The following is a 15,334-nucleotide window of genomic DNA, read 5'->3' on the forward strand; positions in this document are numbered from 1 at the left end:
CGGTTTTGAAGCAGGGGGTGGGAAGGCGACTTCCTGCTCTACTGTAACGGGGAGAAGGGAGGGGGCAGGGTGTGGGGTGTGGGGTGTGGGGTGTGGGGTGTGGGAATTATGAATTAGGAATTGGGGAGAATAAATAGGGTTTGCTGAAAAAGTTTGTTGGTGGGGTTAGGAGTCGGTCGTCAGTAGCCGGTCGTTTCAGGCTTTGTTGCCCTCTTTTTTGTACCAGTTTATGTACTAAGAGAAGGATAATGCAAGGTTTTTGAAGGTCTTAAGTAGGTGGGTGGAATTAAATATAAGATGAACGTAGGTTGGGTTGAAGCATGAAACCCAACTCCCGCATGGGTTACGCTACCGCTAACCCATCCTACAAATAATTGTGCCTCCCTACTTAATCCTATTTTCTGGCACTAACATCGGATTTTAACAGGTCAAAAGCCTTATTTTAAAAGGGTTTTACCATTATTCAGCCAGCCCTAAATAAAAATAATCTCCTGACTCCTGATTACTGATTACTGATTACTGATTACTGATTACTGATTACTGATTACTGATTACTGAATTGGTCTGCCCCGGTAACGAATATCTGCATTGTTATTATCTTCGGTTTCGAGGACGATCTCGAATTCTTCTACAACGGAATCAAGGAGGGGATTAACTGTGGGATTTAAGAGAGGAGTTTCGGGGGTGGGGTTAGAGATAGCGAGAATTTTTGCTAATTTTGAGCGAGTTTTCTGGATTTCTCCCTCTAACAATCCCGTGATCGTTTTGCCAGTTTTCACTAAAAGAAAAGCTTGGTCACTGCAAGGGGTTAAGATCAGATGACCCTGGGGACTGCGAATAGCAATTTGTTCCAGATCAGACCAGCTTAATTCCTCTTTTGTGTTATTGACAAGATAGACCATTGTTCCTGCTAAGATTAAAGCACTATTGTGTTCCATGCCGATGGAATCAGTCAAAGGTTGACCCTGGGGAGAAACAAGCATGATCCCCTCAATAGCGAGCGGTTTTTCGGCTAATTCTTGCAGGATTTTGGCAATTTCTACCTGATAATTTGGTTCCCTAGGTAAGGTATTTTTAGAGTTATCATAGTTATTATCGGTGGGTTGTTTTCGTTCTTTGGTTTCTTTCGAGGAGATAAACCATTGCAGGTTTTTTTTTTCCCGCAGTTGCTGGTGGCTAAACAGACGAATATCTTTAGAAAGTTTAATCCCTAATTCAAAGGCATTTGCCTGATAATTGTCAGCTAAAGTTAAGGGTTCAAGGGAGATTTTAGCCTCATCTCTGGCAATACGTTTTAGGGGACCTGCTTCTAGACAGGCAAGAATTTTAAATAGTTGTTTCGAGTCGAGTAGTTCCTGTAAATAATAACAATGAAAGTAAGGAATATCCCCACGACCAAATTCATCCTTCCCATCGTTAATTAACCAACCAAAGAGGGTGTTATGGGAGTCAATTTGATAGATATAGACTCCTTTAAATTTCCTGTCTGGAGGATTATAGGTGTCCCATAACTGAGAGACTATATGTTGATAAAAAAACTGTTGAATCCCTAGGGGGACATTGGCACTAGCGATATATTTAAATCCCAGTTGCGAGAAACTGCTATAAATCAGTTGTTCAACGAGCAAGGACATGATCTGTAACCTTTAAGCACTTTTGTGCGCTATTATAAATAATTTTCACACAATTGTGTCTTGTTTCTAGTTTTTGGGGAGATATTTGACGGCATTTCTCCTCAAGATGAACTGTCACCTAATTTGGTGCCGACTCCCCAAAACGAAAACTTCACACCTCACCGTTAAGATAACTGCTATAAGAAAGTCAGCAGATTTTTGAGAGATTTTTTGGCTAATCTTTCTGTAAATAGCTCGGATATAGTGCTGGTCGTTTAGGAAAAGTTTACCAGTTGTTGATCGATTTGAGACAATAACCAAGATAGGGAGTCTAAAGCTTGATTTGCTTGCAGCGTGCCTTGTTGGGAATCAATTAAAACTGTTGAGTAAAAAAAACGGTGATTAACTTTTTGCTCTCGCAGTTTTTGCTCTAATTCTTTGACTTTTAATTGTAGGTTTTGCCAGCATTTTTGGTCAGAGACAACTAGATCGCATTTGCTGATAATAATGCCTAAATTAAACCTATTTTTATTATAGTTAATTATCTCGATCAAGGTTTGAAAAATTTTCAGGTAATTGTTATGCTTGTCTGAATGATTTAATAAACTTGCTGCCTCTAAAAACAGTAAACAAGCATTAGCCTGTAAAGCCATATTGACAAAGGCTAAATTATAGATTTGACAACTTTCTCCCGGTATATCCCACCAGCGAATTGTCGCTATTTTATCCGAGCGATCACCGCTTTTTTTCTCTAAACTAAAATCAAAGTTACTGATTTTTAAAGTGGCGGGGGGATATTGACCTGTTCTAGCGACATAATTGAGAATTTTTTCAATATCTTCTTCGCTTTCTTCCTCTTGAGATCTGAAGACAATATTAGCCTGATTTCCCCAAGCTGCTGGATTTTTCAAACTCTGATAAGATGCCGCTAGGAAAACTGTTTTTCCTGCTCCTCTTTGACCGATACTGAGAACTGTATAAATTTGGTTTTCTTTACTAAGATTTTCCTGATTATTAGTCATTTTACAACCTCTAAATTGAATGAAAAAAACTTTTGCGACGATGATTGTGTCTCTCAAGCCAACACAGACGAGAAAAATTGACTTGAGATTAGTTAATCTCCTTAGCTCAACAATTCCATTCTGCAGTCTTGTAGTTATGCTGTCTGGAAAGATGGTTAAGATGATTATATTTGTTTTGTCCCCTCGGATCATCCCGGTTAACCAAATCTTCACAAAAAGTTACTATTCTAATAGTAATGGAACTTGCTCTCGGTGCTTGAGATGGAAATCTTGGGATTAAATTTTCCTGATTTTTAAGTAGGTAGGTGTTAAAAACTTTGAGATGTCCCCTTGTTAAAGATCGATTAAGGGTAGGGTTGATTCATGAATCAACCCTACGATGAATCAACCCTAGTATTAAGGGGGGATCGAACCCAAAACCCATCTTCAATTTAATTATAACCAGCTACTTAACGACAAAAGCCAGAGCAAATCAGTAGAGACTTCCTCGTCTCCAAAAAATAGAGAGACATTGTTATAACAACGTCTCTAGATCAGAGTAAGCCAAGCTGTTTTAAACAACCGAATTATTGGTCACTTTATTCAACAAAAAAACCATTGAGAACTCCTGAAATGATCGAAACCACAATCGAACCGAATAGAGCGGCAAAAAATGATTTTACCTCAAAGCCACTGATAAAATAGGAGGCTAAAGAAAAGGAAATGGCATTGACCACAAAAATAAATAACCCTAGGGTTAAAATAGTTAAAGGCAGGGTAAAAAGAATCAACAGGGGTCTAATAATAGCATTAATTAAACCCAAAGCGACAGCAGCTATCAAAGCCACGGGAAAATCTTTAATTTCTATACCGGGTACTATTTGCCCTGTAATCAATAAAGAGACGGCGGTAATCAACCAACGGAGGAAAAAAGATAACATAAGTCCATCCATCTAAGATAGTTCATCCTCATCTATTCTAATCGCCATCGCCACTTAAAGAGACGGAAGTCTTCAGAAGATGACAACGAAAACCGACATTGACTGCTGCCGCTGCTCGAAAACCAGAGCAGGAACATAAGTAGCTGGTTATAATTAAATTAAAAATGGATTTTAGCTTCGATCCCCCCTGCCCCCCTTGATAAGGGGGGTGCCGATAGGCGGGGGGATCTGACACTGATAATAAAAAGGAAGATTCCCTCGGACTATCACTCCCAGAAAAGAGGCAAGACTAAAGATGATATCTAGAAATAATTTTAGCCAGAACTGGCAAGGACAAATCGGTAAAACGAGAATAATTCGGGTATCAACTGGCATTTTCATGCTAATGAGTCTGCTTTCTCTCCTCTCAGTGCCACCCAGTTTAGCATCTCCTGAGCCACCTAATTCGGTCATCGAGGCTGTCCGTCAACATTTGAGTCAGAAAACCAAGATACCCGTTAATCGCTTGCAAATTCAAGCAGCACAACCACAAACCTGGCCCGATGGTTGTTTAGGATTAGCTAAACCGGGAGCATTATGTACTCAAGCGCTGGTGCCAGGATGGCGAATTATTCTGACTGATAAGCAAAAAACTTGGGTTTATCGCACCGATAGCAGTGGCACTAATCTCCGCTTAGAAAAGTAAATTTCTTTTGATATTTTCCGGCTGCTTTTTCGGCATCCCCAAAGCAGCGTTTTCCTGATTTAATTTTCCTTCCCTCAGGGAAGGCGAATTGTCTCAAGCACCCCGTTGGGTGACGAAAATCGGCTGAGAATGGCTCTATGGTTTGTTTCAAGAATCTAGTCGTCTCTGGCAACCCTATTTAATTAATAATCCCAGTTTTTTGCTTCTTTTTGCCCTACAACTCCTGCGAGACCGGGAAAAGTAAACAGTAATCCAGTCATCAGTCCTCAACTATCGCTAAGATGAATAGGAGAAGGCAAAGTTTTATCTACGTTTAGGAGTTCCTGCTAAAGATGACACAAGCTACTCAGACTCAAGGAAAAGGAATTTTACTCAGTGAGGCTGCCCTCAAACACCTTACCATGCTCAAAGAGCAACAGGGCAAGGATTTATGTCTGCGCGTGGGTGTGCGTCAGGGTGGTTGTTCGGGAATGTCCTATATGATGGATTTTGAGCATCCTAGCAATATTGGCCCCCAAGATGAGGTTTTCGATTACGATGGCTTTAAAATTGTCTCTGATAAAAAAAGTCTGCTCTATCTCTACGGTCTCATGTTAGATTACAGCAACGCGATGATCGGCGGCGGTTTCCAATTTACTAATCCCAACGCCAGTCAAACCTGCGGTTGTGGTAAGTCTTTTGGCGTTTAATATTTCCCCGGGGTGATACCTTTCATCCCCGCCTCCCAGAGGCGATTTTTTTTTGCCAAAACTCTTGACAAAATCGGAGACTTGACATATACTTTCTGCATAATGGGAATCCGTGCCTGCCTGCGAACCCTTCATTTTTAGGCTAGATACCCTGCTCTGAATTAGAGACGATAATAATCTGAGGAAAACTTTTTAGACATTAAGAGGGGTTTTGACTGAGATTCCGCAGGGTACGATTGACAAAGCTGAGGTAGTCGTCAATTTCTTCGTAGGCATCGAGTTCTTGCTTTTGTGCGGGGGTAATTGCTGATTCTTTCTCTAGTTGGAGTAATTCTTCAATCCGAGTCTGAACGGCAGTGGAAGCTCGAAATATAGCAACTCCATCTTCTAATTCTAGGCAGACGGCTCCCTCTCTGGCTAGGGCAGAGGGCAAGTGATTGAGTTTAGGGATTGCTTGGGGGGTCATTTCAGTTACCAGTTATCAGTCAACGGTGACTACCGCAGTCCAGTCGGTAGCTTGAAATCATACCATTTTTCATAAGTAATGGCAGAGATGGTTAATCGCCCTAACCCCCCACCCCCCCAACCCCCCCGACGTCGGTAGGGTTGATTCATTTAAATTAAGTACAGCTAATTTTGAGTCAATAAATTTGACTGAAGATTCTCAAGTTTATCTTTTTCTAATCAAAATAGTTAGTCACAATAACTAATCTTTAATCCTCTGCCAAATTTATTATGAATAAATTGATAAAGCTTGTTCCCAAGCCACTAAAAGCCTATCTCTCTTCAAATTTTCTGAGAGTACATCCTGTTAATTTAGCTAATTTTTCTGCTTCTTACGTCGATAAAACTATCAGTTTTTCCCAACGTTCAGCTAACCACCTCTGTCCCTCTGTGATTGAGAGAAAACCCAAACCTCTGAAAAGATTCAATCCTATGGTTGTGAGAATTGACCAATTGCTGGCCGCTTGAAAATCACTAATTTCGCTTTTATCTTCCTCAAAAATTACATCTTTTACCCAATGTAACTGATTTTCTATTTTCCAGTGTCCTCGAATAATTTTAGCAAATACTTCGGCGGATTCGGTTAGGCTACTGATATAGTAAGCTGTTTCTTCATAGGTTTTATCCCCGCGACTACCCCTTCTTTCTACTTTAATAACTCTTCGCAGATTTTCAAACCCTTTTCTTTCATTTTTCCTCACTTTAAAAACTTCTATTTTTCTTGATATTTTTCGTCCATGACTATTATCTTGTTCAAGAAAAAAACTTTCTGGCTTTGAGGAATTACTCAGGTCTTGTATTCGCTGATAAAGATTTTTCTGATTTCCTTTAACGGTGATAACATAGTCATTTTTAGTCTTGGCTATTAAGCTGATTGTTTTCTTCTGACAGTGTAAAGCATCCCCAGTAAAAACTTTATTTTGGAGAGAGCAATCCTCAATTATAGCTTGCCCTTCGTCGATTTCAGACCCTTTTTTGTTTTCGATTCTTTTTAAGTGTAATACCAAGCCACTTTCTTGACTAAACAATGAGATAAACATGATAAAATTTTGTTGTTCATTGTTAGGATTCTTTAGGGTGTTTTTGAGACTTTTTCCATCTATGCCTAGCCAATTTATATCATCTCTTTGTCCATATTCTTGTAATGCCCATTCATTAAACATTTTTAACAAACTCTGCCAGTCAACTCCCATCATTACCCTTCTAATTGTTGAATAGGATGGGACTCTTTCTGGAATTATGTTAAATTCTTTACTCAGCCTGTGCCGATTATTTTTAGCAAACTCTCCTAGTTCTCTATAACCTGAGTATCCTAGCATTGTTCCTAGTATTATTACTACTAATACTATCCATAAAGGGTGTCTTTTTCCTTTACCTTTCCGAAAGTCCTTGACTTGTTTTAGTTTTTCTATGGCTCTTCGGGAATTGTTATGCAAATAATTAACTTAAAATAAAATTCGATGAGAGCGCCTACGCTCAAAAGTAGCTGAAATCCATACAGGGAAGGACTTAAGGCACAAACAGGTTAATACCAAAAGATAGACAATTGAGTTAAGATTTGATATAATAGCCAAAAACGAGATTATTTTACTTATGATACTTGACAAATTTTTGAACCTAAAAGGAACCTGTATTCAAGGCTATCTACACCTAGAAAATATCGGTATAGTTTGCCGAATCGAATCGAAAAATCAAAAAGCAACCTGTCCTCGTTGTGGGTTAGAGAGCGATAAACTCCACCAAAATCATCGACATTTAGTCAAAGATTTACCAATCTCAGGACAACCAGTGTACCTACAGGTTAATCGTCGTCAATTTAAGTGCGATAATTGTCAGAAACCCTTTAGCGAAGAGTTAGATTTTGTCGCCAAGAAACGAACCTATACGAAAAGACTAGCCGAGAATATACTCGAACAATTAAAAGAAGGAGATATTTTAAATGTTAGTCGAAGAAATGACGTAACGGAAGAAGAGATTCAAAGAATGATAGAGGACATAGCTGAAGAAATTACAGAGACAGACCTATCGAAATTAAAAAGACTAGGAATTGACGAAATCGCTCTAGTCAAAGGACAAAAAAATTACTGTGCGGTTTTAGTAAATTTAGATACGGGAAAACTAATAGCTATTCTAGAGAAGCGAACACAAGAAGAATTGAGGGAAACGCTTACAGGGTGGGGAAAAGAGGTGTTAGAGCAAATTGAAGAAGTCAGCATAGACCTTTGGTTGCCCTATAAAAATTTGGTGAAAGAATTGATGCCATCGGCCGAGGTAGTCGCCGATAGATTCCATGTAATGAAACAAATTAATCAAGAGTTAGACGAACAAAGAAAAGCAGAAAAAAGAGCCGTAGAAGCGCAGAAAAATAAAAAACAGAAAGCGGAAAAAGAAGCGAAGCTAGAAGTTTTAAAGCGAAGTAAATATAGCTTGTTAAAAAATGAAAAAGATTTAACGGAAACTCAAAAAATCAAACTAGAAGCTATCAAAGAAAATTGACCAAATTTGAAAAAGATGCACGAGTTAAAGGAAGAATTTAGAAAGATTTATGAAACCTCAGAGAATCCGACAGAAGGACTGCTATCCATCTCGGAATGGTTGGCAAAATCCTCCAGTGTTTTTACCAAGAGTTGTCAAACAATCCGAAACTGGTTTGGAGAAATAATTAGTTATTTCGAGCGAAGGACAACGAATGGGGTGGTCGAGGGAATCAACAATAAACTTAAACTAATAAAACGGAGAGGCTATGGCTTTAGAAACTTTCGGAATTTTTGGGTTAGAAGTATGTTATCTTGGCATCTTGTATGTTGATTTAGCATAAAGGGTAACGAAGAGCCTTTTCTATTAAGCTCAACATATATTTAAAAAGTTGGCGGTCACTTCTCATTTTACCTGATAGTGATCGCTTTTACTTTTGATATTCTGATGGGAGAATGAAACAGCCCTACCGACGTCGGGGGGGTTGGGGGGGGTAAGATACCTGCCAAGAATAAAGAAAAATGGTATCAGAAGGATTTTAATTTTTATCCCCATTATTATAGTTAGCAAAAGTATAGTCAAATATAGACAGACTGAATTCCATTTCAGAAATTCCCTTCACTTTTACTTCGAGAGATTGATTCTCCTTGGGTGAACTACGCACCTCTCTATCCCATAGCAGTTAAACGCATTTGGGAATGCTTTTCGTAAAATGTTGTAGGAACCCATGACATCAGATTGAACCAGAATCCCCTTATCTGTACGATATAACCCTCGCTTAATTCTTTTTCCTGAAAAAACGGGTTTTTCAGTTATCTGTCCATAAACGGGGAGAGGATCGTCACTGACTGACGGACACATTTTTCAATACAAAGACAAGTACTGTTATGTGAAAGCCTCAAACTCCTGAATAAAAGAAAAGGTAATTTTGCCATAATAATCCTGACGAGCTTTGCGAGAAGCAAAACAGGGAAAAGGGTCAACAGAAAATAAGTGGTCAAGTCGCAAGAAGGGAGGGAGCATCTCACTTATGCAATGAGTATTAATACTTATAGCAGTCAAAAACTAGAAAATCTTCAACTTGATCACAAAGAGAAATGAGATTATAATAGTTATAACTTACAATTCAGAATAGCTCTCGATGGGAGGAATAATTCAATGTTATCAGAAAATGAAAAAAGAATTAAAGAGTTATGTCAAGAGTTAGGGCAATGTCTCTATGAGCAATCCCAAATTAAGAAATTTAATAACTTGGGAGAGATAGAGGAGACAGTCAGAGATTTAATGATTCATTATGTTAACCCAGAAATCGGTATTTTTTTGTCAAAACAAGCACAGAAGAAACTGCCGGTCGGACGAGAAAAGTGAAAAGTATTTTGGGGGAATTACCAATTACAGAAAAACAAGCGAAAAAATTAGAAATAAAGTCTCGGACTCAGATGAGTCCAATGTTAGAGAAGAACTGTTTGCTATTAAGTGGCGATGAATCCTACGAAAAATCGGCGCAGAAAATCAAATCATTGACAGGGATTGCTGTTTCTCACAGTACCCAACAACGCCTCGTACATCGATATGCTTTTGAAGAATTACCGTCTAACCCAGAAGTGGAAGTGGAAGAAATGAGCCTAGATGGCGGTAAGGTACGACTAAGAACTGCCAAGGGAAAAGCCTTAATTTGGCGTGATTATAAAGCAGTGAGTTTTCATCAACTGGGGGTAGCGGCTTTTTTTCAAGATAACTCAGCTTTATTAGATTTGGTTAATTCTCAAGTTTTGGCCAAGCCTTTAATTTGTTTAGGAGATGGACATGATGGTATCTGGAATTTATTTCGTGAGCTCGGAGAGAAACAGGAAAGAATTGAAATATTGGATTGGTATCATTTAATCGAAAACCTCTATAAAGTTGGCGGGTCATTCCAGCGAATTGAGGAGGTAAAATGTTTTCTTGAGGAAGGGGGACGTGGACGCCGCTATCTCTTGTTGTGAAGGATGGTCAGAGCCGCAAGTTGAGAATTTTATTACTTATTTAAACAAGCATAAACATCGAATTGTCAATTATGGTTATTTGCAGGCAGAGGGGATTTCCATTGGCTCTGGCTCCGTCGAATCAAAAATTAAACAAATTGCTCATCGTCTTAAAATTACTGGTGCAAGTTGGCAATCTTGTAATGTACCGCAAGTCCTTCGTCATCGCTGTGCTTATCTAAATGGTTGCCTTTTTTAACTTTTTTATTGATCTCATTAAGCATTTCTACTTATTGCAAAGGTGAGATGCTCCCAGAAGGGACGCGCCTTATGAACAACTCCCGCCAGCCAACGTCAACCAATTTTCAAATAACTCAAACCACGCCGAAAATGAGCATCAACCTGACGGCGAGAGCCAGATTGTTGAACCGCCATGCCAGTTAAAGTAGCAAAGAGAATAGAAATGGCAACAATGAGATAGAGACGTTCTAAACAAGCAGCAGAGCGAACACGAGAATGTTCCCAGTCAAAAACGCCCGATTTACTGCCCTTGAAAGAGATGTTCAATGGGAAAACGAAGACCATACTGCCAGAAGGTGTCAAGGGTAGGAGGTTCATCGCTCAGAATTGCCCAATTATCCTTAACCCCTGGAACAGAGGCTAAAGCAAGATGAGCAGTGATTCTAGCCTCCTGCCAGACTTGAACGTTGCGATCAAAGCAGGCTTGCCGTTTGGGAGGATAGAGTTCTCTGACCTCATAGCCAAAACCCCGACGGCGAACACCGTAAATGAGGGTATCGCAAGGTAAGCGAAGACACCAATGCCAAGTATTTTTCCTGAGCCATTGAATTAATTGCTGATTGGCAAAGCCTCGGTCGGCTAACAGCATGACATTCTCAAAGCCCTGAAGATAGCCTTTGGCTCTGTCCAACAAGGGTTCGTATTTCTCAAAAGCTAGGCTGGCACTACCATGTTCTAATCCCATCCACATCAAGGGGACGGCTCTCCCCCCGCAGACCACCGCTAGATAGACAAAGCAGTATTGATTCCACAACAGAGTGGTATCTATTGCTAGATACAGTCTTTCCCCCTTCTCCTTCCAAGTCTCGATGGCTTTCAATATTAAGGGGATGTATATCTTTTCCACCGCTACTCTTCCATTCTGGCAAAAGCGATTCCACCGTCTCTGATAACTATTGGCTTGTTCGGCTCTGCTTTGTACAAAGGGTTCCCATCTGGCTTGATTGAGACTTTGACTACTGAGTAGGGCTGTCACCATCCAACTGAGGACGGTTAAATGTCTTTTATCCACAAATCGGCTTCCTTGTTCTAGATAGGAATAAACTTGGGAGAAGATTCTGTTCTCGGTTTTCATCTTGTAGGGATTCTTGCTTTTTCCCTATCTACCCAGATATTTTTCTTTTTGGCAACCCTTGTCTTGTCAGGTTTTGACCCACTTGTGTCCGTCAGTCAGCAACTTACCTTTGGAGGAATTTGGTAGGGATTTCAGCGTAACATTCCCACTTTGCTTACCTAAATCGAGTTTGATGACATCTCCTACAAGACCATTGAAGTTTATTTGAGCATTGTCAGTAGAAACAGAAAAATCCCAAGCTGTTCCTGATTGAGGAGCAGTAACAACGATATTGAGAAAGTCTTGCCCTTGCACTTGCTTAAATGTTACATTTCCAGTTTTACTTCCCGAAACAAGTCCTCCAGTATTGACAATGTCCTTTCCTGCATATCTGACCTGAAATTGATCAGGAATAGAATAATGCTCGTAGAAATAGGTAAGAGTAACATTTCTTTCGGTTTGTCCTTGGGGTAGAGGATCGAGTTGAAGAGTTTTGTTAGTTCCACCTACACCACCACTGCCCGAAAGACTGGCTTGCTCAATCAGAACTTCTTGCCCATCAATTACTACCACTGCATGATCATCTTCCGTCTGAATCCGACTCAACCCCGAAGGACTTAAACTTACCCCGCGTGCCAACGCCGAAAATAACTCCCCCTCATCCCCCACCGTATCCACCCTATTAATTTGAGCATCCACAAAATGCCCAATTTCTTCCAACACCACCGCAACCAAAGCATCTGAACTAGCAGAAGCAAAAAAGCTTTCAGATAGATATATCTTATTGGTGCTAATCCCATAAGCGCCATTTGCACTACCTAAAACACTGCTGTTGACAACCTCAATCGGGGGAATTTGACTAAAATTTCGGCTTTGCCACTGTTGTCGTAATTGCGTCGCTTTAACCACATCATAACTTGTGCCAAAAGCGGTTTCTAAATTCGCCCAAAAACCGTCAGATTGAGCGAAATTGAACAAAACATCGTCAACAACAGGAAGAATCGGCAACAGGGTAGAAGTCATGACAGTAACAGCAAAAGTTTATTGCTAAAAATTTTGGCACAACAATTGCAAATTTCTCAAGACCCCTGTAACAGAAATTAACATTGATCGGGAAAACTGTATTTCTAAATCATCAGTTTTTCTGAATATTGTCTCTCAATTCCCCCCTCACAACTTAATCTAATTCATTTGCAGTTTGCAAAACCTCCTCATAAAGTTGATGACTGATGCGAAAATTTGCTTGGCTAATTAGAGACTCCATTATCGGTTGAACCTTAGCAATCAATCCTCTATTTTTAGCGATTAAAAGAACTCCTAGAACCCCCGTAATTGACAGCCCCAAACGCACAGCCTCCCTCCGTCCAAGACGCTCATCAATTAACAATTCATCTGCTTTTAATTCTAAGGCAAGAGCGATTGGCTCTTCTGGTTTCTGTGTGTAAACGAGGTCTATACTGATAGTTTCTTCTTTCAAAATAGTCCTAAAAGTCTTGCCCAGTAAGCATTTAACCTTACATAAGCAAAAATTATCACACAAAGTCGAGAAGAGCCAGCGATTGCTTCTGCTTCGCCAATATCTAAATTATAGTCATTGCTCAAACAAGCCACAAGTTCCAAATTAGAGGCTTGTTTAACCTGTATCCAGTTCAGAGAAATTATCGCTTTAATGCGGATATCTTCCTCAGTTAAATTGGCTAATTCATTGGCAACTGCTTGGGGAATAACAACATTAGTATAAATATCTTTTAAGATTGACAGATAACCAACAAGAGCAAGACTGCTGAGAGGAGAAGTATCGCTAATAATAATCATAGCCAACCTTTCTCTTTTAAATGCTTAATATCTTCCTGAAACTCAGCAACATCATAGTGAATACAAATTCCTCGTTCAGAAAGCAGCCGTTGAAACTTGATTTGATTAATACCTAATAACTCACTTGCTTTTCCTAAGCTAATCTTATCTTGTTGGAATAACATAACAACAATTTCCTTCAACAGTTCATCCTCTGATAAACCACTTGCTTTAATCACTTCTTGGGAAATAACTAGAGTCATATTTTCTCCGTATTTTGATAAGAATTATACAAATGCTATCCTATGTTTTGCGGTCTGTCAATTCCCTTTGGCAGACCTCACTTCTAACTGTTAACTGTTAACTGAAATTCCCTCTCCGAAGCAATCTTACCCCTTGTCATGGCGAAGATGTGATCGCTAACGTCAAAGCTAGGCAGTTAAAGTATTCAACCAATTGATTAAATCTTCAACTGTAGAGAAATCGAATAAAGCTTCTCCTAATACTTCAACATCATCAATACTTAACTCCATGATTTTAGTTTCTAATGAAGGATTAATCTCCCCTAACTTGCGTTTAAGTTGACGAAGAATCAATGTCTTTTCCCGTTCAATACCTTGTTCGATACCGCGTTCAATACCTTGTTCGATACCTTGTTCAATACCTTGACGCATCCAACTGGTGGTAATTTGCATAACTCCCTCCTGTACGGGTTGACTAAATGTGCTAATCTCTTCTTGAAATTGTCTCTCTTCGACTGGATTAAGATTAAGATAAGTATCAATAAATCCAGAAATTAATTGCATTTTTGCAGGATTTAACTTTAAAGTAATTAACAAGCGCAGACATTCAGCCTTTACCTTGGCTCGCTCTTTCTCGGCAATGTTCATCTTCGCCATCAAAGCTGAAGCAACCGGATTCGGTTGATTGAGAAAATCTCGCCAATTTAATCGATTTAACTGCACGACTTGATAGTTAAATTCTAATACCTTAAAATCGGGAAAATCGACTATATATTGACTAATCGCTTCTCTTTTTGGCTTTGAATAAGAAAAAATTACAATGGGATAAATCGGTAAGACAAATTTCTCATGAAAGCGAGCAAAATAAGTAAACATTCGCCGGTTAAACCACTGGCGGGAACTTTCCTGCGCCTCCAGATGAATCAGGAAAAAAGATTCTTTTCCTCGAAACTTAACCTGTGCGACTAAATCGCTTTCATGCCTTTCTCCTTCCGTGACATCGGTAAATACTTCTTTGTCTAAAAAAGTAATCGAGTCCCTATCTAAATAAGCCATTACTTGAGGAAAAAATAACTCGATAAATTCGACAAAAAAGGTGGAGATTAACTCCTTAAATAAGCGATCATGGTCAATATTATTAGTCATGTAATATGGCTCTTCGTTACTTGGTATGGTTCGATAGGGGGGCATAAATCGACTAAATCCTTATCTGGCAAGAGATTTAATTGATTAGTTCGCTCTAGATCAAAAACAATTGACAAAAATCGCCAAATATCTTTCTCTATAAGGGTTTCATCTCTTATAATCCTGTCCGTTGCATAAGACAAACCGAAGAACCTGTAATATCATCTTAACTAATCTAAGGCTGCATTTCCTACCCGTCGGCTGGAAGCCGCTATTTTCGCCCCAGTAATTTGAGATAATTTATTAATAAACTCTGTCCCCGCATCTCCCGCCGCAACCTGACAACCTTACAGTAGAATATGATTAATCTTTGCCCAATTCTGTAACTTTTGGCGGTAATCGTAAATATTTGTTAAATTGAGTTGACAATTCCCTAAATATAAGCATCCAGGCGCACCATGAGAAACCAGGTGAATGGTGGTAATCTGGGGATTTTGTGGTAAAAAAGCGGATATTTGTTCGATTCCGTCTTGATTGGGAGTGAGAATAACGGTGGCGACTTCTGGAATTACCCCAGCTTGGAGACTTTGATAATCGGCAACACCAGCATCGAGGAAAACTACGGTAGCGGTTAAACGCTGATTTCTCGCACTATTCACCTGATTAGCTTGACTCAAGCCATCAGATTGAGCAAAATTGAACAAAACATCGTCAATAGCAGGAAAGCTCGGCAACAGGGGAGAAGTCATGACGTTAACTGCAAAGGTTTATTGCTAACAGTTTTAGCCCCACAGTCCCCAATTTTTCAATGGTGCTGTAACAAAAATTAAGATTATACAGAAAACGGGTTTCTCAAAGAAACCCGTTTTCTAAATAGTTTCTCGAAGAAACCCGTTTTCTCTGTTGAGAATGTAGGTTAAGTAGGGAGGCACAATTATTTGTAGCGA

14 protein-coding genes and 5 pseudogenes are annotated in these 15,334 nt (G+C 39.4%); 4 read left to right on the forward strand and 15 right to left on the reverse strand.

The annotated features are described in order from the left end of the window. Window positions 1-551: 551 nt before the first annotated feature. From VL20_RS06690 to VL20_RS06700, 3 genes are all read right to left on the reverse strand, one after another. A complete protein-coding gene (locus VL20_RS06690; protein ID WP_052276014.1) occupies window positions 552-1,634 on the reverse strand; it encodes a roadblock/LC7 domain-containing protein in 1,083 nt (360 codons plus the stop codon). A gap of 254 nt (window positions 1,635-1,888) precedes the next feature. Beyond that, the gene (locus tag VL20_RS06695) at window positions 1,889-2,635 is read right to left on the reverse strand and encodes a TRAFAC clade GTPase domain-containing protein (protein ID WP_052276015.1); all 747 of its coding nucleotides are present in this window, start codon (window positions 2,633-2,635) and stop codon (window positions 1,889-1,891) included. Between the two features lie 578 nt (window positions 2,636-3,213). Continuing rightward, on the reverse strand, window positions 3,214-3,555 hold the full coding sequence (locus VL20_RS06700) for a phage holin family protein (RefSeq protein ID WP_052278398.1): 342 nt from the start codon (window positions 3,553-3,555) through the stop codon (window positions 3,214-3,216). Window positions 3,556-3,850: 295 nt separating this feature from the next. Here VL20_RS06700 and VL20_RS06710 point away from each other — a divergent pair, with 295 nt between their 5' ends. Further along, a complete protein-coding gene (locus VL20_RS06710; protein ID WP_052276017.1) occupies window positions 3,851-4,240 on the forward strand; it encodes a hypothetical protein in 390 nt (129 codons plus the stop codon). A 332-nt stretch (window positions 4,241-4,572) separates the two neighbouring features. After that, complete coding sequence (locus VL20_RS06715; protein WP_052276018.1) at window positions 4,573-4,929, forward strand: iron-sulfur cluster assembly accessory protein; 357 nt, start codon at window positions 4,573-4,575, stop codon at window positions 4,927-4,929. Between the two features lie 199 nt (window positions 4,930-5,128). On the opposite strand, the gene VL20_RS06720 is transcribed toward VL20_RS06715, so the two are convergent. Continuing rightward, the gene (locus VL20_RS06720) at window positions 5,129-5,395 is read right to left on the reverse strand and encodes a hypothetical protein (RefSeq protein WP_002747571.1); all 267 of its coding nucleotides are present in this window, start codon (window positions 5,393-5,395) and stop codon (window positions 5,129-5,131) included. A gap of 370 nt (window positions 5,396-5,765) precedes the next feature. Next, window positions 5,766-6,845: an ISAs1 family transposase gene (locus tag VL20_RS06725; RefSeq protein WP_128575400.1), complete on the reverse strand. Its 1,080-nt coding sequence runs from the start codon at window positions 6,843-6,845 to the stop codon at window positions 5,766-5,768. A gap of 181 nt (window positions 6,846-7,026) precedes the next feature. On the opposite strand from VL20_RS06725, the pseudogene VL20_RS06730 reads away from it, so the two are divergent. Then, a pseudogene (locus VL20_RS06730) lies at window positions 7,027-8,241 on the forward strand (ISL3 family transposase). 291 nt (window positions 8,242-8,532) lie between these two features. Here the strand turns inward: VL20_RS06730 and VL20_RS33625 are convergent. Continuing rightward, window positions 8,533-8,748, reverse strand: a pseudogene (locus tag VL20_RS33625) (RNA-guided endonuclease TnpB family protein); the annotation flags it as partial. 318 nt (window positions 8,749-9,066) lie between these two features. Between VL20_RS33625 and VL20_RS06740 the strand changes: the two are divergent. Continuing rightward, window positions 9,067-10,131: pseudogene (locus VL20_RS06740) on the forward strand (ISKra4 family transposase). Between the two features lie 95 nt (window positions 10,132-10,226). On the opposite strand, the gene VL20_RS06745 reads toward VL20_RS06740, so the two are convergent. The 9 genes and pseudogenes from VL20_RS06745 to VL20_RS06780 form a co-directional block, all read right to left on the reverse strand. Continuing rightward, window positions 10,227-10,439, reverse strand: a complete 213-nt coding sequence (locus VL20_RS06745) for a hypothetical protein (protein WP_052275239.1) — start codon at window positions 10,437-10,439, stop codon at window positions 10,227-10,229. Further along, window positions 10,414-11,247, reverse strand: coding sequence for a transposase (locus tag VL20_RS32320; protein WP_284525807.1), 834 nt, complete (start codon window positions 11,245-11,247; stop codon window positions 10,414-10,416). The genes VL20_RS06745 and VL20_RS32320 overlap by 26 nt, the downstream gene beginning before the upstream one ends. Before the next feature lie 66 nt (window positions 11,248-11,313). After that, window positions 11,314-12,249: a hypothetical protein gene (locus VL20_RS34040; protein ID WP_128575156.1), complete on the reverse strand. Its 936-nt coding sequence runs from the start codon at window positions 12,247-12,249 to the stop codon at window positions 11,314-11,316. A gap of 154 nt (window positions 12,250-12,403) precedes the next feature. After that, window positions 12,404-12,646, reverse strand: a pseudogene (locus VL20_RS06760) (DUF3368 domain-containing protein); the annotation flags it as partial. A gap of 53 nt (window positions 12,647-12,699) precedes the next feature. Further along, on the reverse strand, window positions 12,700-13,041 hold the full coding sequence (locus VL20_RS06765; RefSeq protein WP_260441251.1) for a PIN domain-containing protein: 342 nt from the start codon (window positions 13,039-13,041) through the stop codon (window positions 12,700-12,702). Then, complete coding sequence (locus VL20_RS06770; protein ID WP_002770627.1) at window positions 13,038-13,283, reverse strand: UPF0175 family protein; 246 nt, start codon at window positions 13,281-13,283, stop codon at window positions 13,038-13,040. The genes VL20_RS06765 and VL20_RS06770 overlap by 4 nt, the downstream gene beginning before the upstream one ends. A 168-nt stretch (window positions 13,284-13,451) precedes the next feature. Further along, window positions 13,452-14,408 carry a DUF4351 domain-containing protein gene (locus tag VL20_RS06775; RefSeq protein ID WP_052276020.1) on the reverse strand — a complete coding sequence of 319 codons (957 nt, stop codon included), beginning with the start codon at window positions 14,406-14,408 and terminating at the stop codon, window positions 13,452-13,454. Beyond that, window positions 14,405-14,590, reverse strand: a complete 186-nt coding sequence (locus VL20_RS33630; RefSeq protein WP_128575157.1) for a hypothetical protein — start codon at window positions 14,588-14,590, stop codon at window positions 14,405-14,407. Before VL20_RS33630 ends, VL20_RS06775 begins: the two co-directional genes overlap by 4 nt. Before the next feature lie 27 nt (window positions 14,591-14,617). Further along, window positions 14,618-15,136: pseudogene (locus tag VL20_RS06780) on the reverse strand (DUF4347 domain-containing protein). Window positions 15,137-15,334: the final 198 nt, after the last annotated feature.

This window comes from Microcystis panniformis FACHB-1757, assembly GCF_001264245.1.
Classification (GTDB): domain Bacteria; phylum Cyanobacteriota; class Cyanobacteriia; order Cyanobacteriales; family Microcystaceae; genus Microcystis; species Microcystis panniformis.

Coding starts and splice junctions, on each gene's coding strand:
- VL20_RS06690 (WP_052276014.1), bottom strand. CDS start 1,634: ATGTCCTTGCTCGTTGAACAACTGATTTATAGCAGTTTCTCGCAACTG.
- VL20_RS06695 (WP_052276015.1), bottom strand. CDS start 2,635: ATGACTAATAATCAGGAAAATCTTAGTAAAGAAAACCAAATTTATACA.
- VL20_RS06700 (WP_052278398.1), bottom strand. CDS start 3,555: ATGTTATCTTTTTTCCTCCGTTGGTTGATTACCGCCGTCTCTTTATTG.
- VL20_RS06710 (WP_052276017.1), top strand. CDS start 3,851: ATGATATCTAGAAATAATTTTAGCCAGAACTGGCAAGGACAAATCGGT.
- VL20_RS06715 (WP_052276018.1), top strand. CDS start 4,573: ATGACACAAGCTACTCAGACTCAAGGAAAAGGAATTTTACTCAGTGAG.
- VL20_RS06720 (WP_002747571.1), bottom strand. CDS start 5,395: ATGACCCCCCAAGCAATCCCTAAACTCAATCACTTGCCCTCTGCCCTA.
- VL20_RS32320 (WP_284525807.1), bottom strand. CDS start 11,247: ATGAAAACCGAGAACAGAATCTTCTCCCAAGTTTATTCCTATCTAGAA.
- VL20_RS34040 (WP_128575156.1), bottom strand. CDS start 12,249: ATGACTTCTACCCTGTTGCCGATTCTTCCTGTTGTTGACGATGTTTTG.
- VL20_RS06765 (WP_260441251.1), bottom strand. CDS start 13,041: ATGATTATTATTAGCGATACTTCTCCTCTCAGCAGTCTTGCTCTTGTT.
- VL20_RS06770 (WP_002770627.1), bottom strand. CDS start 13,283: ATGACTCTAGTTATTTCCCAAGAAGTGATTAAAGCAAGTGGTTTATCA.
- VL20_RS06775 (WP_052276020.1), bottom strand. CDS start 14,408: ATGACTAATAATATTGACCATGATCGCTTATTTAAGGAGTTAATCTCC.